The organism is Micromonospora sp. NPDC049048 (genome assembly GCF_043197615.1).
Classification (GTDB): domain Bacteria; phylum Actinomycetota; class Actinomycetes; order Mycobacteriales; family Micromonosporaceae; genus Micromonospora.
This window is the reverse complement of record NZ_JBICTM010000006.1, coordinates 211,345-227,689: the sequence shown is the minus strand read 5'-3', so window position 1 is coordinate 227,689 and position 16,345 is coordinate 211,345. Positions and strand designations below refer to the sequence as shown.

17 protein-coding genes are annotated in these 16,345 nt (G+C 73.3%); 9 read left to right on the top strand and 8 right to left on the bottom strand.

Features of this window, described 5'->3' with window-relative positions; all coding sequences use genetic code 11:
- Positions 1-107: 107 nt before the first annotated feature.
- Both ACGFIG_RS20630 and ACGFIG_RS20625 read right to left on the bottom strand, forming a co-directional pair.
- The gene (locus ACGFIG_RS20630) at positions 108-611 is read right to left on the bottom strand and encodes a roadblock/LC7 domain-containing protein (protein WP_393005110.1); all 504 of its coding nucleotides are present in this window, start codon (positions 609-611) and stop codon (positions 108-110) included.
- Positions 608-979: a hypothetical protein gene (locus ACGFIG_RS20625; RefSeq protein WP_393005108.1), complete on the bottom strand. Its 372-nt coding sequence runs from the start codon at positions 977-979 to the stop codon at positions 608-610. Before ACGFIG_RS20625 ends, ACGFIG_RS20630 begins: the two co-directional genes overlap by 4 nt.
- Positions 980-1,400: 421 nt before the next feature.
- On the opposite strand from ACGFIG_RS20625, the gene ACGFIG_RS20620 reads away from it, so the two are divergent.
- On the top strand, positions 1,401-2,168 hold the full coding sequence (locus tag ACGFIG_RS20620) for an SGNH/GDSL hydrolase family protein (RefSeq protein WP_393005106.1): 768 nt from the start codon (positions 1,401-1,403) through the stop codon (positions 2,166-2,168).
- 3 nt (positions 2,169-2,171) lie between these two features.
- The gene (locus ACGFIG_RS20615; protein WP_393005104.1) at positions 2,172-2,618 is read left to right on the top strand and encodes a hypothetical protein; all 447 of its coding nucleotides are present in this window, start codon (positions 2,172-2,174) and stop codon (positions 2,616-2,618) included.
- A 62-nt stretch (positions 2,619-2,680) separates the two neighbouring features.
- Here ACGFIG_RS20615 and ACGFIG_RS20610 read toward each other — a convergent pair whose 3' ends face one another.
- Together ACGFIG_RS20610 and ACGFIG_RS20605 are read right to left on the bottom strand one after the other, a co-directional pair.
- A complete protein-coding gene (locus ACGFIG_RS20610; protein ID WP_393005102.1) occupies positions 2,681-3,943 on the bottom strand; it encodes a hypothetical protein in 1,263 nt (420 codons plus the stop codon).
- Entirely contained in the window at positions 3,936-4,463 is a 528-nt protein-coding gene (locus ACGFIG_RS20605) for a SigE family RNA polymerase sigma factor (protein WP_393005100.1), read from the bottom strand. Before ACGFIG_RS20605 ends, ACGFIG_RS20610 begins: the two co-directional genes overlap by 8 nt.
- Before the next feature lie 114 nt (positions 4,464-4,577).
- Here ACGFIG_RS20605 and ACGFIG_RS20600 point away from each other — a divergent pair, with 114 nt between their 5' ends.
- Complete coding sequence (locus tag ACGFIG_RS20600) at positions 4,578-5,480, top strand: sulfurtransferase (protein WP_393005098.1); 903 nt, start codon at positions 4,578-4,580, stop codon at positions 5,478-5,480.
- An 84-nt stretch (positions 5,481-5,564) separates the two neighbouring features.
- Here ACGFIG_RS20600 and ACGFIG_RS20595 read toward each other — a convergent pair whose 3' ends face one another.
- Together ACGFIG_RS20595 and ACGFIG_RS20590 are read right to left on the bottom strand one after the other, a co-directional pair.
- Entirely contained in the window at positions 5,565-6,743 is a 1,179-nt protein-coding gene (locus tag ACGFIG_RS20595; protein WP_393005096.1) for a hypothetical protein, read from the bottom strand.
- Entirely contained in the window at positions 6,740-7,285 is a 546-nt protein-coding gene (locus ACGFIG_RS20590) for a SigE family RNA polymerase sigma factor (protein WP_393005094.1), read from the bottom strand. The genes ACGFIG_RS20595 and ACGFIG_RS20590 overlap by 4 nt, the downstream gene beginning before the upstream one ends.
- A gap of 174 nt (positions 7,286-7,459) precedes the next feature.
- Between ACGFIG_RS20590 and ACGFIG_RS20585 the strand changes: the two genes are divergently transcribed.
- The 3 genes from ACGFIG_RS20585 (at position 7,460) to ACGFIG_RS20575 (ending at position 10,897) form a co-directional block, all read left to right on the top strand.
- On the top strand, positions 7,460-8,644 hold the full coding sequence (locus ACGFIG_RS20585) for an FAD-dependent oxidoreductase (RefSeq protein WP_393005092.1): 1,185 nt from the start codon (positions 7,460-7,462) through the stop codon (positions 8,642-8,644).
- 120 nt (positions 8,645-8,764) lie between these two features.
- Positions 8,765-9,391, top strand: a complete 627-nt coding sequence (locus ACGFIG_RS20580; protein WP_393005090.1) for a TetR/AcrR family transcriptional regulator — start codon at positions 8,765-8,767, stop codon at positions 9,389-9,391.
- 138 nt (positions 9,392-9,529) lie between these two features.
- Positions 9,530-10,897, top strand: a complete 1,368-nt coding sequence (locus ACGFIG_RS20575) for an acetyl/propionyl/methylcrotonyl-CoA carboxylase subunit alpha (RefSeq protein ID WP_393005088.1) — start codon at positions 9,530-9,532, stop codon at positions 10,895-10,897.
- 120 nt (positions 10,898-11,017) lie between these two features.
- On the opposite strand, the gene ACGFIG_RS20570 is transcribed toward ACGFIG_RS20575, so the two are convergent.
- Positions 11,018-11,542, bottom strand: coding sequence for a hypothetical protein (locus ACGFIG_RS20570; RefSeq protein ID WP_393005086.1), 525 nt, complete (start codon positions 11,540-11,542; stop codon positions 11,018-11,020).
- A 227-nt stretch (positions 11,543-11,769) separates the two neighbouring features.
- Here ACGFIG_RS20570 and ACGFIG_RS20565 point away from each other — a divergent pair, with 227 nt between their 5' ends.
- Complete coding sequence (locus ACGFIG_RS20565) at positions 11,770-12,681, top strand: hydroxymethylglutaryl-CoA lyase (RefSeq protein WP_393005084.1); 912 nt, start codon at positions 11,770-11,772, stop codon at positions 12,679-12,681.
- 52 nt (positions 12,682-12,733) lie between these two features.
- On the opposite strand, the gene ACGFIG_RS20560 is transcribed toward ACGFIG_RS20565, so the two are convergent.
- Positions 12,734-13,294 (bottom strand): snapalysin family zinc-dependent metalloprotease, encoded by a 561-nt coding sequence (locus ACGFIG_RS20560; protein WP_393005082.1) that lies wholly within the window; start codon positions 13,292-13,294, stop codon positions 12,734-12,736.
- 240 nt (positions 13,295-13,534) lie between these two features.
- Between ACGFIG_RS20560 and ACGFIG_RS20555 the strand changes: the two genes are divergently transcribed.
- Positions 13,535-15,067, top strand: coding sequence for an acyl-CoA carboxylase subunit beta (locus ACGFIG_RS20555; protein ID WP_393005080.1), 1,533 nt, complete (start codon positions 13,535-13,537; stop codon positions 15,065-15,067).
- 100 nt (positions 15,068-15,167) lie between these two features.
- Positions 15,168-16,322 carry an acyl-CoA dehydrogenase family protein gene (locus ACGFIG_RS20550; protein WP_393005078.1) on the top strand — a complete coding sequence of 385 codons (1,155 nt, stop codon included), beginning with the start codon at positions 15,168-15,170 and terminating at the stop codon, positions 16,320-16,322.
- Positions 16,323-16,345: the final 23 nt, after the last annotated feature.

Sequence of the window (16,345 nt, the reverse complement as noted above, 5' to 3'; positions counted from 1 at the left end):
ATTCGAAGCCACCGACTTCGGGTGGACGTCTCGACCACCGACCTCGGGTGGGCGTCTCGCCGCAGACCCGAAAACCCGTCCAGCCCGGCCTGAAGCCGTGCGCGCCGTCAGCCGCCGTGGCCGGCCGGAGCGGACTCGTCCAGCAGGGTGGCGAGCCGCCTCGCCACCGGCGGGGCGTGCAGGTGCAGCCGGGCCACGTTGATGCTGTCCTCGCCGACCACCGCGAGCAGCGCCTGCGAGCTGACCGCGTAGACGCTCAGGTAGCCGCCGGCGTTGCGGACGGTGGACTGCTGGAAGTCGCCCTGACCCAGCCGGAGCCCGACCTGCCGGCCCAGCCCGTACGTGGTGGCGGCGAGGGCCGCCAGGTCGCTCGGGTCGACGTCGGTCTGCAGGTTGTGGGTGATGAGCAGGCCGTCCACGCCGCCGAGGACGCAGCCGTGCACCCCGGGGATCTGCAGGCGCAGCTCAGAGAGCTCGTGTCCGATCGCCGCGTACGGCAGCGACGCGTTCCCGGCCAGCGACGGCGGCAGCGGGCGCGGCGGCGGCAGGGTGCCCGTGCCCCGTGCCGTACGGCGGGGTAGGGCCGTCTCGGTGTCGTCGATTCCGCTCACAGCTCCAGGCTCTCCTCGATGGTGCGCAACTGGTGGCGGGCCATGGCCAGGTTGGCGCGGCTCTTGCTCACCATCAGGTACAGGAAGAGGCCCTTGCCGGTGCGGCTGGTCACCGGGCGGATCAGGTGGTACTGGGTGCCGAGCGTGATGAGGATGTCCTCGATCTCGTCGTTCAGGTTGAGCATCTCGATCGTCCGCAGCTTGGCGCGGACGACATCGGTGTTGCCGGCGGCGGCGACGGTCAGGTCGATCTCGCCGGTGCCGCCGGCCACGCCGAGTGTCATGCCGCTGTTGTAGTCGACGAGTGCGGCGCCGATCGCGCCGTCGATGCTCATCGCGGTCTTCAGTGCCAGGTCGAGGTTGGGCACGATGTTCTCCCAGGACTTACGGGCGGCGTCGCCGTCTGCTGTGCAGCGGGTGATCCGGCGGTGACATGTGGTGTGACCTTGTGAAAAGGTTTGGACGAGGCTTGCACACCGGGGGCCTCCGCGCACCCGGTGGCGCCGCCATCCACCTGACTGGACGGTGCGCGACGGCCGGCGGTCCCGCAAATGGGACGTTCCGAGGGTTGCCGACCGCGCCACCGAACTTCTCGTATCGACGCAGGCGGTGATCGTGCCCGCGGCCCCGGTCCCGGATCACGGTCCCGCTGTCCACGATGACCTCCGCCACGTTTGTCCGTCGGTCACCCCGCGGCCGGCCCTTCTGGTGAAGACTGTCCCGCGTCGGGAAGGGACCCTTCCTCCACCGGGGGCGCCCTATCCTGCCGTACGTCGGAGGGATGAACGGGTGCGCTGGCGCAGTTTCGTGGCGGTCGGGGACAGCTTCACCGAGGGCATGGACGACGCGTACCCGGACGGCAGCTACCGGGGCTGGGCGGACCTGGTGGCGACCCGGCTGGCTGCCGAGACCGGCCCCGACTTCCGGTACGCGAACCTGGCCATCCGGGGCCGGCTCTTCCCGAGCGTGGTGGCCGAGCAGGTGCCCGCCGCGCTCGCCATGAAGCCCGACCTGATCAGCTTCGCCGCCGGCGGCAACGACGTGCTCCGCCGTACCTTCGACCCGGAAGCCCTGGTCACCCGCTTCGACGACGTGGTGCGGAGGCTGCGCTCGGGCGGCGCCGACGTGGTCCTCTTCCGGTTCGCCGACGTGATGGCCCGGCTGCCCGGCCAGCGGCTCGTCGCGCCCCGGGCGCAGTTGCTCAACCGGACCGTCGGGGAGACCGCCGAGCGGCACGGCGCGATCCTGGTCGACCTGTACGCCGACGACACCTACCTGAACCCGATGCTCTGGAGCACCGACCGGCTGCACCTGTCGGAGACCGGGCACCGGCGGGTCGCCGCGCAGGTCCTCACCGCGCTGGGGGTCGGCTGCGACGAGGAGTGGCTCATGGTGCCGCCGCACCCGGCACCCACGCCCTGGCTGGCCGCCCGCGCCGCCGATCTGCGCTGGGCCGGGCAGCACCTGGCACCGTGGATCAAGCGCCGGCTGACCGGCCGTTCCTCCGGCGACACCGTCACCGCCAAGCGCCCGTCCCTCGGCCCGATCGTCGACTGAGACGTGCTCACCCTGCACGCCGCGCCGCTGCTGCGGACCGCGCCCGACACCCCACCCGTCGCCGGGGCCGCCGTCGCGGTCCGGGCCGACCGGATCGTCGCGGTCGGCCCGCTGGCCGAGCTGACCGGGGCGTACGCCGAAGCCCGGATCCGCCGCTGGCCGGGCACGCTCGGGCCGGGACTGCTGCACGACGGGCCACTGCCGGCCGCCGACACCCCCCGCGAGCGGGTGCACGCGCTGCTGCGCCGCGGGGTGACCGCCGTGCTGGCCGGCCACCTGACCGATCCGGCGCTGCGGGCCGCCGTGGAGCGCGGCGACCTGCTGGTGCTGCCGGCCGCCGTACCGCCGGCACTGGCGCCCGGCGGGCGCGCGGACCTGGCCGTCCTCGACGCCGACGGCGCCTGCCTGGTGACCGTGGTCGCCGGCCGGATCGCCCACCGCCGCGCCTGACGCCCTGCCCCGCGCCGCCGACGGACCTACCGGCGTCGGTCGGGCCCGTCGGCGGTACGTCGTCAGGAGAACCGGGTCCACGTGCGGGTGACGCCGGACCCGACGCCGACGATCTGGGCGGAACCCGTGGTCACGACGACCGTGCCGTCGCGCAACACCTCGACGGACGGGCTGCCGTCGGCGCCGATCCGCAGCGCGGCGGTCACCGCGGGCGCGTCGACGTAGCGTCCGTCGGCCCAGAAGCCGACGGTGCCGTACGCCCCGGTGACGGCGAGGACCCCGCCGTTCGTCGCGGCGACGTCGGAGGTGCCGTCGGGTAGGCCCGGTCGTTGCTCCCACCGACCCCCGACCAACCGCCACACCTCCGTCGCCGCCGTCACGCTGAACTCGCTCTCGCTGACGGTCACCAACCAGGCGTCGGCACCGTCGGGAGAGACGAGGAGCCGTCCGGCCCCCGCCCGCGTAGCGGTTGGCAACTTCCGCCAGGTCGCCGCCGCGTCATCGCTGACCAGGACAGTCAGCCGACCCTTGTCGCGTACGGTCAGCCAGAGCCGCCCGTCGCCGCCCTCGATGACCCGGTGGTCGGTCTCGCCGGTCAGGGGCACCGGGGGTTGCGGCCGGACGGGGCCGGAGCCGATCCGTACCAACTCCCCGCGGGGGCACTGCATGCCCCTCGCTCCCAGTCCGTCTCTCCCGGGGCAGCGGACGAGGAACCCGCTGCGGGTGGCGCTGCCCGCCTGCGTGGCCGGCGGCGGGGAGCCGAACGGGTGCCGGGACCAGGCCGCGCCGCCGTCGGTGGTCACGAGGTACCCGTCGCCGACCGTCAGCGTGAGACTCCGCTCATCGACCGGCAAGAGCCTTCCCGAGCCCTTCGCGTCGGGGAGCGGGGCCGTCGGTCGCCAGGTCACTCCGCCGTCGGCGGTCCGCCCGACGGTCCGGCGGCAGTCTTCCGCGCCCGGATCGGGCGTGTCGCAGGTGTCGAAGAGCGCCCAGCCGTTCCGGGCGTCGACGAATCGCAGTTCGGTCAGCCGGCCGGACACGTCGGGCAGGATGACCTTCCGATCGAGAAGCTCGTCGGTGGGTGGCGGCGACATCGTGGGGGCCGGTGTCGGGACCGGCGGGCCGGGGTCGACACCCCGCCCGGCGGCGAACGCCCCGGCCGGTCCGGCCAGGAGGAGCACGCCCACGCCCGCCAGCAGCCGCCCGCGACGCCGTCGCCGGTCGCGCACCCGGCGCTCGACCGCCGGAACGCCCGGCGGCCGGAAGCTGGTCATCGCGTCGGCCTCGAACTCGGCGAACATGTCGTCCAGGTCGTTCTCACGCACCGTGGGCCTCCTGCCGCTCGGTGAAGTAGGTGGCCAGCGCCGCCCGCCCCCGGGACAGCCAGGAGCGGACGGTGCCCTCGGGGGCGTCCAGCTGGTCGGCGATCTCCGCGATGCTCAGGTGCGCCAGGTGGTGCAGCACGACGGCCCGGCGCTGACTTGTGGGCAGACAGGCCAGGGCGCGGCTCAGCGCCACCCGGTCCGGTTCCGGGCCGGGAACGTGTTCCTCCCGCTGCCTGGCCAGGTGCCGGACGACGGTGCGGACCCGGCGTAACCGGCTGGTGGCCAGGTTCCAGGCGACCCGGCGGACCCACGCGGAGGGGTCGTCGTACGTGCTGATCCGGCTCCAACGCTCCAGCACCCGGCAGAACGCCTCCTGGGTGAGGTCCTGCGCCTCGGCGTGGTCTCCCAGATACGCGTAGAGCTGCACCGCCAGGCGGTGGAAGTGCGCCTGGTAGAAGTCGGTGAAGTCCACCGGTGACGCGGTCGCCCGGGGCGGTCCGGTTCGGTGCCGTACGGTCATGGCGATCCTCGTTGGTCGGCGGGTCTCGCCACTGTCACGCGCGACGCGTCGGATTCGCTGCACCGATTTCCGATGGCGGGTCGCCGGCCCGGGATGCGGCGTACCTTGGGGATCATGTCTGTGCCGAGCGATCCCGATCCCCGACTCCAGTCGTACGCGGACCCGCAGCGGTTGGTCACCACCGGCTGGCTGGCCGAGCACCTGGGCGACGAGGGGCTCGTCGTCGTCGAGTGCGACGAGGACGTGCTGCTCTACGACACCGGCCACATCCCGGGTGCCGTGAAGGTGGACTGGCACACCGAGCTGAACGACCAGGTGACCCGGGACTACCTGGACGCCGAGCGCTTCGCCGAACTGTGTGCCGCGAAGGGCATCGGCCGGGGCGACACGGTCGTCTTCTACGGCGACAACTTCAACTGGTGGGCCGCGTACGCCCTGTGGGTGTTCAGCCTCTTCGGGCACCCGGACGTGCGGCTGCTCGACGGCGGCCGGCAGAAGTGGGTCGCCGAGGGCCGCGAGCTGACCCGGGACAAGCCGGCCCGGCCCCGCGCCGAGTATCCGGTGCCGCAACGCAACGACGCGCCGGTGCGGGCGTACCGCGAGCAGGTGATGGCGCACGTGGCGGCGGGCCGCCCGCTGGTCGACGTCCGGTCGCCGGGCGAGTACACCGGCGAGATGCTGCACATGCCGGACTACCCGCAGGAGGGCGCGCTGCGCGGCGGGCACATCCCGGGTGCGGTCAGCAAGCCGTGGAAGTCCGCCGCCAACGACGACGGCACGTTCAGGTCGGCCGACGAGCTGCGCGCGATCTACGCCGACCAGCTCGGGCTCAGCCCGGGCGACGACATCGTGGCGTACTGCCGGATCGGTGAGCGGTCGAGCCACACCTGGTTCGTGCTGCGGCACCTGCTGGGCTACCCGCAGGTGCGCAACTACGACGGCTCGTGGACCGAGTGGGGCAACCTGGTCCGGGCTCCCGTCGTGAAGGGCGACCAGCCCGGCGGCTTGGCGGGCTGACCCGCCGACCGGTCCCCGCGCGCGCCGGCTGCGGCCCGCGCGGGGACCGGCCCCTTCGGTGGTACGACGGCAGAAGCGACCCGCTCAACCGGCGGGAAGCGAGACCGTCCCGGGCAGGTTCCGGGTCACGCCCGTGACCTCGCCCGTCTCCGGCCGCCAGCGCAGCAGCCCACCGGGGTCGTGGCGCAGCAGCACCGCGCCGTCGCGGTCCCAGCCGAGCACCTCGCAGCAGCCCTTCCAACGGTCCCGGCCCAGGTCGAGCAGGTGGGTCACCACGCGCGTCCGGGCGTTCAGCAGCGCGACGCCCTCCAGCCCGCCCATCGTGTCCGTGGTGATCCAGCCGGCGCGAGCCACCCGGTCTCCGCGTTGCCAGCCCCGTCCGTAGAACTCGTCGACCCGGTGACCGGGTGGTAGCGCGCGGAAGTCGACCGCGCCGATGGTGCGTTGCGTCTCGTCGTCGGTCCACCGGATCTCCGTCAGGTTCGGCGGCGTGCCGCCCAGTTCGAGCGGGACGTTCGGCGGGGCCGCCGGGTCGGGCGTGACCGCGTCCCAGGGAGACAGGGGCAGCTTCCGGGCGGCGCCCGTGGCCCGGTCCAGCTCGTACGTGGTGTCGTTGTCGCCGACGAGCAGCCGGTCGCCGGACCAGAGGACGTGTTCCAGGTAGCCCTTGAGCGGGTGGCGGCGTACGGCGGCGGTGGTCAGGTCGACCACGATCACCCCGTCGGTCTGGGCGAAGGCGGCAGTCCGCCCGTCCGGGGACAGGCTTCCGCTCTTCAGCGGCACGGCCTCGTTGCCCTCGGCATCGCGGGTCGGGGCGGGGGTGACCACGTCGAGGTCGCGTACGACGCCGTCGTCGCCGAGCACCCGGATCCGGCCCGCTACGCCGGTCTGCGGGTCGACCGGCTGGTGCAGCGCCAGAGCCCGGCGTACCGGCCGGTCGGAGAGCGTCGCGCCGACCGGGTCGCCGAGGCGGCCCAGGGGGTGCCCGGGGTAGGCCAGCTCGACCGGGGGCGTCTGTACGGGCACGGGGTGCGGCGTCGGGCTCCGGTGCGGTGTCGCGACGGCGGCCGGCGGCGGCTGGGTGGGGCGCAGGGCCAGTGCCGTACCGCCGGTGAGCAGGGCGACCGCGAGCGCGGTGGCGCCGACGGCGCGGCGGGCGCGACGCACCCGGCGGGCCCGTTCCCAGCCGGTCGCCGCCGGGTGTGCCGGTCGGACGTCCTCGGCGGCGACGGTGAGCAGCCGGTGCAGTTCCTCTTCCCTCACGGGTTTACCTCCATCCCGGGTACCAGGTCGTCGCCGGAGCGCCCCTCGTCGCGGCCGAGTTCCGGCGCGACCTCACGGAGCCGGCGTAGCGCCGCGTGGCACTGGCTCTTGACGGTGCCGACGGTGACGCCGAGCGCCTCGGCGGTGGCCGCCTCGGTGAGATCCTCGAAGTAGCGCAGCACCAGCACGGCCCGTTGCCGGGGTGGCAGGTGGCCGAGGGCGTCGCGCAGCGCGAGCCGCAGTGCCCCGTCGCCCTCGGTTGTGGCCCGCTCCGGCGGGTACGCGCTGAGCCACTCCCGGCGTCGTCGACGCCACCAGGAGACGGCGTCCCGGTAGAGGATCGTCCGCACGTACGCGGCCGGGTCGCCGTGCCGCACCGCGGGCCAGCGCAGGGCGAGCTTGAGCAGCGCGTCCTGGAGCAGGTCCTCGGCCTGGTGGCGGTTGCCGCAGACCAGGTAGGCCGCACGCAGCAGCCGGTGCTGGTGGCACTCGACGAAGGTGACGTAGCCGTCCCGCCCGTCGTCGGTCGTCGGCGCTCCCATCCGCGCTCCCTCCGGCCTTCGCGCGTTTCGCGTCACCAGTCAGACGCACCGGGCCCGGAAAAGGTTGGGCGATCCCATCAGTCCGTCGGGCCGGGACCGCTCGACGACAGGGGACAGCGCGGGGCCGGGCGGCTGGCTAGCGTTGCCGACAACCGGTCGCCAACATCCGTTGGCATGGACGGATGGAGGCCGATCATGCTGCCCGCGAACACGGACGTCCTGGTGGTGGGTGCCGGCCCGACCGGGCTGACCGCCGCGTTGACCATGGCCCGGCGCGGTGTCGGGGTGACCGTGGTCGACCGGCTGGACCAGCCGCCGCGGACCTCGCGGGCGGCGGTGGTGCACGCGTACACCCTGGAGGAGCTGGACCGGATCGGCGCCGGCGCCCCGCTGGTGGCGCGCGGGTTGCGGTCGCGGGGGTTCACCGTCCGTGACCGCGACCGGACGTTGCTCGCCGTGCCGTTCGACGGGCTGCCGTCCCGGCACGCGTACGCGCTGATGGTGTCCCAGTCGGTCACCGAGGAGGTGCTCGCCGGGCAGCTCGCCACCGTCGGCGTCCCGGTGCTGCGTCCGTACGAGATGACGGGGCTGGACCACGACGCGGCCGGTGTGGTCGCCACCTTCGCCGACGGCGCGACGGTACGGGCCCGCTACCTGGTCGGCGCCGACGGGATGCACAGCGCGGTGCGGGAACGGGCCGGGATCGGCTTCTCCGGGCCGGCCGGCGGTGCGGAGTCGTTCGCCCTCGCCGACGTGCGCGTGGAGAGCGCGCTGCCCCGCGACCGGGTCTCCTTCTTCCTGGCCGGCTCCGGGCCACTGGTCTGGGCACCACTGCCCGACGGGATCGTCCGGCTGGTCGCCGCCGTGGCCGAGGCGCCCGTCACCCCCGACCGTGCCTACTTCCAGGCGCTCCTCGACGAACGTGGGCCGGCCCGTCGCCCGGACCGGGTGGTCGAGGTGCTCTGGGGCTCCCGGTTCCGCATCCACCACCGGGTCGCCGACACGTTCCGCAACGGGCGGGTCCTGCTCGCCGGCGACGCCGGGCACGTGCACAGCCCCGCCGGCGGCCAAGGGATGAACCTGGGCATCGTGGACGCGGTCGATGTCGGCGACACCCTCGCGGACGTGCTGGCCGGCGGCCCCGACGGGTTGCTCGACGAGTACGCGGCCCGCCGCCGGCCGATGGCCGAGGAGGTGGTCACCTTCGCCGCCCGGCTGACCCGGCTCGCCACCCTGCCGCCGGCCGCCCGGCCGGCCCGTAACCTGCTGCTCCGCCTGGCCGACGCCGTTCCGCCAGCCCGGCGCGGCCTCGCGATGCGGCTCTCCGGCCTGCACCGCGCCGCCGGAGCGCGCCGCTAGCCCGCCCCCACCTGGTCGAGGGTCGAGGGCCCTGACGTGGTGCCCGCCGGCGGCGGACGTGAGCCATCCGACGGGAAACGGAGGCTCCACGTGGGGCCGGTCGAGGTCTACGCTTGCCCGGTGACGGTCGAGCAGCAGGCACGGGGCAGGGCGAACGGTGCCGCGGGGTCGGCCCGGCGCCGGTCCCGCAAGGACGAGATCCTGGAGATCGCGGTCGGCCTCTTCGCCTCCCGGGGCTACCACGGCGTCTCGATGGACGACATCGGCGCGGCTGCCGGGGTCACCGGCCCGGCGCTCTACCACCACTTCGCCGGCAAGGAGGCCATGCTGGTCGCCGCGCTGATCCCGGTCAGCGAGGAGCTGCTGACCGGCGGCCAGGAGCGCTCCGCCGGTCACCCCGACGATCCGCGCGGCGCGCTGGAGTCGCTGATCGACTTCCACGTCGACTTCGCGCTGGCCAACCCGGCGGTGATCGCCCTGCACCTGCACGAGCTGGACCGTCTTCCCGACGAGCCCCGCCGCCGGATCCGCCGGCTCCAGCGGCTCTACGTCGAGCAGTGGGTGACGGTGCTGACCACGCTGCATCCCGGCATGCCCGACGGCGAGGCGCGGGTGCTGGCCCACGCCGCGTTCGGCCTGATGAACTCGACGCCGTTCCTCGGCGGGGAGGTGGACCGGCGCCGCCGGGCCGAGCTGCTCCGCACCGCCACCCTGGCCGCTCTCGTGGCCCACCCGGGCGCGGGGTAGCGTCCGCCCGGGTGCCGTTTCGGACGGACGCTACCGCGTCCTGCGGGCCGTGACGGCGAGCGCGGGTGTTCCGCCCGACTCGTCAGCACGGCCCCGGATCCCCTGGTACCCGTCCTGACCCCGGACGCTGGAGGAAACATGATCGAGTCGCTGTTGGTCGCCAATCGGGGCGAGATCGCCCGCCGGATCATCCGGACCGCCAGGCGGCTCGGCATCCGCGCGATCGCGGTGCACTCGGAGGCCGACGCCGGCCTGCCTTTCGTGACGGAGGCCGACGAGGCGGTGTGCGTGGGACCGGCGAACCCGGCCCAGAGCTACCGCAACGTCGAGGCCGTTCTCGCCGCCGCCAAGTCGACCGGCGCGCAGGCCGTCCACCCCGGCTACGGCTTCCTGTCGGAGAACGCCGACTTCGCCCGTACCGTCGAGGCGAGCGGGCTGATCTGGATCGGGCCCGGCGCGGACGCGATCACCGCGATGGGCGACAAGATCAACGCCCGGAACCTGATGGCAGCGGCCGGCGTGCCGGTCGCGCCCGGCACCACCGACCCGGCGGCCGACCTCGACGCGGCGGTCGCGGCGGCGGCGGAGATCGGCTACCCGGTGATGGTCAAGGCCGCGGCCGGTGGCGGCGGCATGGGCATGGGCGTGGCGACCGACGAGGCCGCGCTGCGCACCGAGTACGACAAGGTGCGCTCCTTCGCCGAGCGGATGTTCGGCGACGGCTCGGTGCTGATCGAGCGGTACTTCCCCCGGGTACGTCACGTCGAGGTGCAGATCCTCGGCCTCGCCGACGGCCGGGTGGTGGCCCTCGGCGAGCGTGAGTGCTCGGTGCAGCGACGCAACCAGAAGCTGGTCGAGGAGTCGCCGTCGCCGGCGGTCACCCCGGAGCTGCGCGAGCGCTTCCTGGCGGCGGCCGTGCGCGCCGGCGAGGCGGTGAACTACCGCAACGCGGGTACGGTCGAGTGCCTGCTGGTCCCGCGTCAGCGGGACGCCAAGGGCGACGGCCCCGACTCCGAAGACTTCTTCTTCCTGGAGATGAACACGCGGCTCCAGGTGGAGCACCCGGTCACCGAGCTGGTCTACGGCTTGGACCTCGTCGAGGAGCAGCTGCGGGTGGCCGCCGGCCTGGCGCCGACCTTCGACCCGGACGCGCTCGCCCCGCGCGGGCACGCCATCGAGCTGCGGATCAACGCCGAGGACCCGAAGCGCTTCCTGCCCGGCCCGGGCGTGATCAGCACCTGGGTGGAGCCGACCGGCGAGGGCGTCCGGATGGACTCGGGCTACGTGGAGGGCAACACCGTCACGCCGTTCTACGACAGCCTGATGGCCAAGCTGATCGTCAGCGGCGCGACCCGGGCCGAGGCGATCGAGCGCGCGAAGACGGCGGTGGCCGCCTTCGAGCTGGCCGGCCCGAAGAACAACCTGCCCTTCTTCGCCGAGCTGCTGGAGAACGAGGAGTTCCTCTCCGGCGACTACGACACCGGCATCGTCGGCCGCATGCGCTGACCACCCGGTCCGTGGCCCGGGCGCCACCACCACGTCAGCGGGGTCTGGGCCACCTGGCCCGGATCCCGCAGGCGGGCGATCGGCTGGAACGCGCGGACGCGACGGTGCGGCGCGCGCAGCTCAGGGGCGGATCTTCCCGCGGCGCTCGGCGACCCAGAAGTCGCGCCCCTGCTCGGTGCCGAGCACCACGAACGCGAGCGCTGCCCCGGCGGCGTACACCCAGGCACCCGGCCCCGCGTCCCACCCGTCCCCGGAGGGGACGATCGCGAGCAGCCCGGCACCGGCAGCCGAGAGCAGCACGAGCCAGCCGACGACGACCCCGAGCCGCTCCCCGGTGCGACCCGCCGACCGCTTGCCGATCAGCGAGAGGAAGAGCAGCGTCGCGCCCGCGACCACGAGGAGAGGGAGGAACGTCACGGCGAAGAACGCGTCGGCCGCGCCGGCGGTGAACCCGATCGTCAGCATGCTCTCGTCGTACAGTTCGTCCTGCTCATCGAAGGCCGCGTACGGAAGCAGCAGCCCGACGACGACCAGGGCGGCGGCGATCAGTGACACGAGGCGCAGCAGAGCATTCTCGAGCCGGTCGACCCGCTCGCGCACCCGGCGCAGTTCACGCATCGAGTCGTCATCCACCACGGCGTCCACGGCGCGGAGACTAGCAGCCCGGCGGGAGTCCGACGATCCCGTGGCCGCAGCGGGGTTGGCGGGCTTTCGGCCGGTGACGGGGCCACCCTGGCGGTCGGCGCCGGCGTTCTGGTTCCCTGGGGGGACCAGCGGCCGGTCGGCGTCGCCGCCGGCCACCTCCACGAGAGGCGGCGCGGCGCGGCGGTATCAGGGCGGCCCGACGTCACAGCGAGGTGACCATGAGTCAGATGCCAGCAGCGGTGTCGATCCGGGAGGTCGGGCCGCGCGACGGGCTCCAGAACGAGGAGCCGATCCCGACCGAGGCCAAGGTGCGGCTGCTCGACGCGCTCTCGGCCACCGGGGTGAAGCGGATCGAGGCCGTCTCCTTCGTGCACCCGAAGGCGATCCCGCAGATGGCCGACGCCGACGAGGTGTGGCAGCGGGCCGCGAAGGCCGACGGCGTGCGCTACTCGGCGCTGGTGCCGAACACCCGGGGCGCGCAGCGGGCCCTGGCCGCCGGATTCACCGAGATCGAGGTGGTGGTCTCGGCCAGCGACACGCACAACCGGCGCAACGTCAACCGCTCCACGGAGGAGTCGCTGGAGGACATCGCCGAGCTGATCGACCTGCTGCACGGCGCCGGCGCGCAGGCCGAGGTGATCGTGGCGACCAGCTTCGGCTGCCCGTACGAGGGGGACGTCGACCCGGCCCGGGTGGCCGCCATCGTGGACCGGGTGGTCCGCGACGGCGCCGACCGGGTGGCCTTCGGCGACACCACCGGCATGGGTACGCCCCGGCGGGTCCGCGAGCTGCTGACGGCGGTACGCGACCGCAACGCGCACATTCCCGTGCTGCTGCACTTCCACAACACCCGGGGCACGGCGCTGGCCAACATGCTGACCGCGTTGGAGCTGGGGGTGACCGAGTTCGACGCCAGCGTGGGGGGCCTGGGCGGCTGCCCGTACGCGCCGGGGGCCAGCGGGAACCTGGCCACGGAGGAGGCGGTGCACATGCTGCACGACATGGGCGTCGACACCGGCATCGACCTGTCCGCCCTCGTCGAGGCGGCCGAGCTGGCCGAGCGGCTGGTCGGCAGGCAGCTCCCGTCCGGGGTGCTGCGCGCGGGCCCGCGTACCCGGCTGACGCCGCTGCCGGGCTGACCACAGGCGGGAGGGGCCGGCGTCGTGCCGGCCCCTCCGTCGTACCGGTCGGTCAGCCCACGGTGGTGAGCATGCTCGGCCAGCTGTCGCTGAAGATCTGCGACTCGGTGCGGTTGGCGCTGAAGGTGCCGGCGAAGAGGCTGGTCACCCGGTTCGCCTCGGTGGTGCTCGGGTACGGGTTGGTGCAGCTGGTGCCGGCGCTGCCGCCCGACATCAGGAGCGCGCAGTTGCCGTTGTAGTTGTCGGGCAGGCCGAGGATGTGCCCGATCTCGTGGGTCATGATCCGCAGCGGGCTGTACTGCTGGGCCTGCTGGGTGTCGATGTAGACCCGCCCGTTGCCGAGGCTGGTCCGCACGGCGTACGAGCCGCCGCCGGTGATCTGGTAGATCCGCAGGTTCGAGCCGCAGTTCGCCGTGAGCGTCAGGTTCGACGTGGCGTTGTTCCAGATCGAGGCGGCCTGGTTGGCGGTGCTGGCGAAGCTGCCCGCCTGGCTGGTGTTGTAGCAGATGGTCATGGCGGCGGACGCGGGCGCCGGGTTGGCGACCGTGACGCCGAGGGTGGCTAGCGCCGTCGCGGCGAACGCGGCCGCGAGCCGGTTGAGTCGTGAGGTCATCGCTGACTCCGATCCGGGAGGAGGGGGTGTCAGGAGCCTAGCCATAAAGATTCATGATTTTCAATGCCCTTGAGCGGCGGGACCGGGTGACGCCCCCTGGGCCGCCCCGGGGCGGTGGCGCGGACCCGGTCGGTCGCCGCCGTGGGTCGCCGGGCGTCGCGCGGATGCGCTAGCCTAACGATCGTTCAGGTCAGTCGGTCCGCCCGCGCGGTGACCGGCTCAGGTGGCGAGGGAGTCGGCGTGACGCTCGACGGTGAGGCACTGGAGCAGCTGCGCAAGCGGGCCCGGGCCGGCGGTGCGGACAAGTACCACGCGGCGAACGCCGCCAAGGGCAAGCTCTTCGCCCGGGAGCGGGTCGCGCTCCTGGTGGACGAGGGCTCCTTCGTCGAGGACGGCCTCTACGCCAACGCGATGGCCGAGGGGCTTCCGGCCGACGGCGTGGTGACCGGCACCGCCACCATCGACGGCCGCCCGGTCTGCCTGATGGCGAACGACTCCACCGTCAAGGCCGGCAGCTGGGGCGCCCGCACCGTCGAGAAGATCATCCGGATCATCGAGCGGGCCTACTCGACCAGCGTGCCGATGGTCTACCTGGTCGACTCGGCCGGCGCCCGGATCACCGACCAGGTCGACCTCTTCCCCGGCCGCCGTGGCGCCGGCAAGATCTTCTGGAACCAGGTCCGCGCCTCCGGCGCCATCCCGCAGGTCTGCGCGCTGTTCGGGCCGAGCGCGGCCGGCGGGGCGTACATCCCGGCGTTCTGCGACGTGGTCGCCATGGTCGACGGCAACGCCAGCATGTACCTCGGCTCCGACCGGATGGTCGAGATGGTCACCGGCGAGAAGACCACCCTGGAGGCCATGGGCGGCGCCAAGGTGCACTGCGCCGAGTCGGGCGTCGGGCACTTCCTCTGCAAGACCGAGGCCGACGCCCTCGACGTGGTGAAGCGCTACCTGTCCTACCTGCCGACCAACTGGACGCAGGCGCCGCCGGCCGCGCCCGCCGTCGCGACGCCCGAGAAGGCCGACCTGGCCGCGCTGGTGCCGGCGAGCGAGCGGCAGGCGTTCGACATGCGGCGGTACGTCAAGGGCCTGCTCGACGACGGCTCCTTCTTCGAGATCCAGGCGCTCTGGGCCAAGGAGCTGACCATCGGCTTCGGCCGGCTGAACGGCGAGGTCGTCGGCGTGGTCGGCAACAACTCGATGTTCAAGGGCGGCGTGCTCTTCGTCGACTCGGCCGACAAGGCGACCCGCTTCGTGCAGCTCTGCGACGCGTTCAACGTGCCGCTGCTCTTCCTCTCCGACGTGCCCGGGTTCATGGTCGGCAGCGCGGTGGAGAAGCAGGGCATCATCCGACACGGCGCCAAGATGATCACCGCGATCTCGGAGGCGACCGTACCCAAGATCTGTGTGGTGGTCCGCAAGGCGTACGGCGCCGGCCTCTACGCGATGGCCGGGCCGGGCTTCGAGCCGGACGCCACGATCGCGCTGCCCACCGCCAAGATCGCGGTGATGGGCGCCGAGGCGGCGGTCAACGCGGTCTACGCCAACAAGATCGCGGCGATCGGGGACGAGACCGAGCGGGCCGCGTTCGTGGCCGCGAAGCGCGAGGAGTACGAGCGCGACATCGACGTGGTCCGGCTCGCCAGCGAACTGGTGGTCGACGCGATCGTCGAGCCGCACGAGCTGCGCGCCGAGCTGGTCCGCCGGTTCGCCGCCGCCCGCACCAAGGAGCGGCACTTCTCCCGGCGCCGGCACGGCGTCACCCCGGTCTGATCCCGTCGCCGGCCCACGCGGCCGGCGCGGGCCCGCACCAGCGACCCGCCCGTTCCCGGCGTCACGAGCGCCCGGCGGCCCATCCACACAGGAGGATTCCATGGACTTCCGGCTCACCGAGGAGCAAGAGGCGCTGCGGGAGAGCGTGCGGGAATTCGCGCGCGAGGTGGTCGCCCCGGTCATCGCGGAGCACTACGAGAAGCACACCTTCCCGTACGAGGTGATCCGGCAGATGGGCAAGATGGGCCTGTTCGGCCTGCCCTTCGGCGAGGAGCACGGCGGCATGGGCGGCGACTACTTCGCGCTCTGCCTCGCGCTGGAGGAGCTGGCCCGGGTCGATTCGAGCGTCGCGATCACCCTGGAGGCGGCGGTCTCGCTGGGCGCGATGCCGATCTACCGCTTCGGCACCGATGAGCAGAAGGCGCAGTGGCTGCCGAAGCTGCTCAGCGGCGAGGCGCTGGCCGGCTTCGGGCTGACCGAGCCGGGCACCGGCTCGGACGCCGGTGGCACCCAGACCCGCGCGGTGCTCGACGAGTCCACCGACGAGTGGGTGATCAACGGCTCCAAGGCGTTCATCACCAACTCGGGCACCGACATCACGGCGCTGGTGACCGTCACCGCGGTCACCGGCACCCGCCCGGACGGCTCCAAGGAGCTGTCCACCATCATCGTGCCCTCCGGGACGCCGGGCTTCACCGTCGCGCCGGGCTACTCCAAGGTCGGCTGGAACGCCTCCGACACCCACGAGCTGACCTTCGACGACTGCCGGGTGCCGGCGGCGAACCTGCTCGGCGAGCGCGGCCGGGGCTTCGCCCAGTTCCTGCGCATCCTCGACGAGGGGCGGATCGCCATCGCCGCCCTGGCCGTCGGCCTCGCCCAGGGCTGCGTCGACGAGTCGGTCCGGTACGCGAAGGAGCGCCAGGCGTTCGGCCAGCCCATCGGCAACTACCAGGCGATCCAGTTCAAGATCGCCGACATGGAGATGAAGGCGCACACCGCCCGGCTGGCCTACTACGACGCGGCGGCGCGGATGCTCGCCGGCGAGCCGTTCAAGCGGCAGGCCGCGATCGCCAAGCTGCACGCCAGCACCATCGCGGTGGACAACGCCCGCGAGGCCACCCAGATCCACGGCGGCTACGGCTTCATGAACGAGTACCCGGTGGCCCGGTTCTGGCGCGACTCCAAGATCCTGGAGATCGGCGAGGGCACGTCCGAGGTGCAACGCATGATCATTGCGCGCGATCTGGGCATGTGACGGCGCCGGGCCCGCTGGCGTGG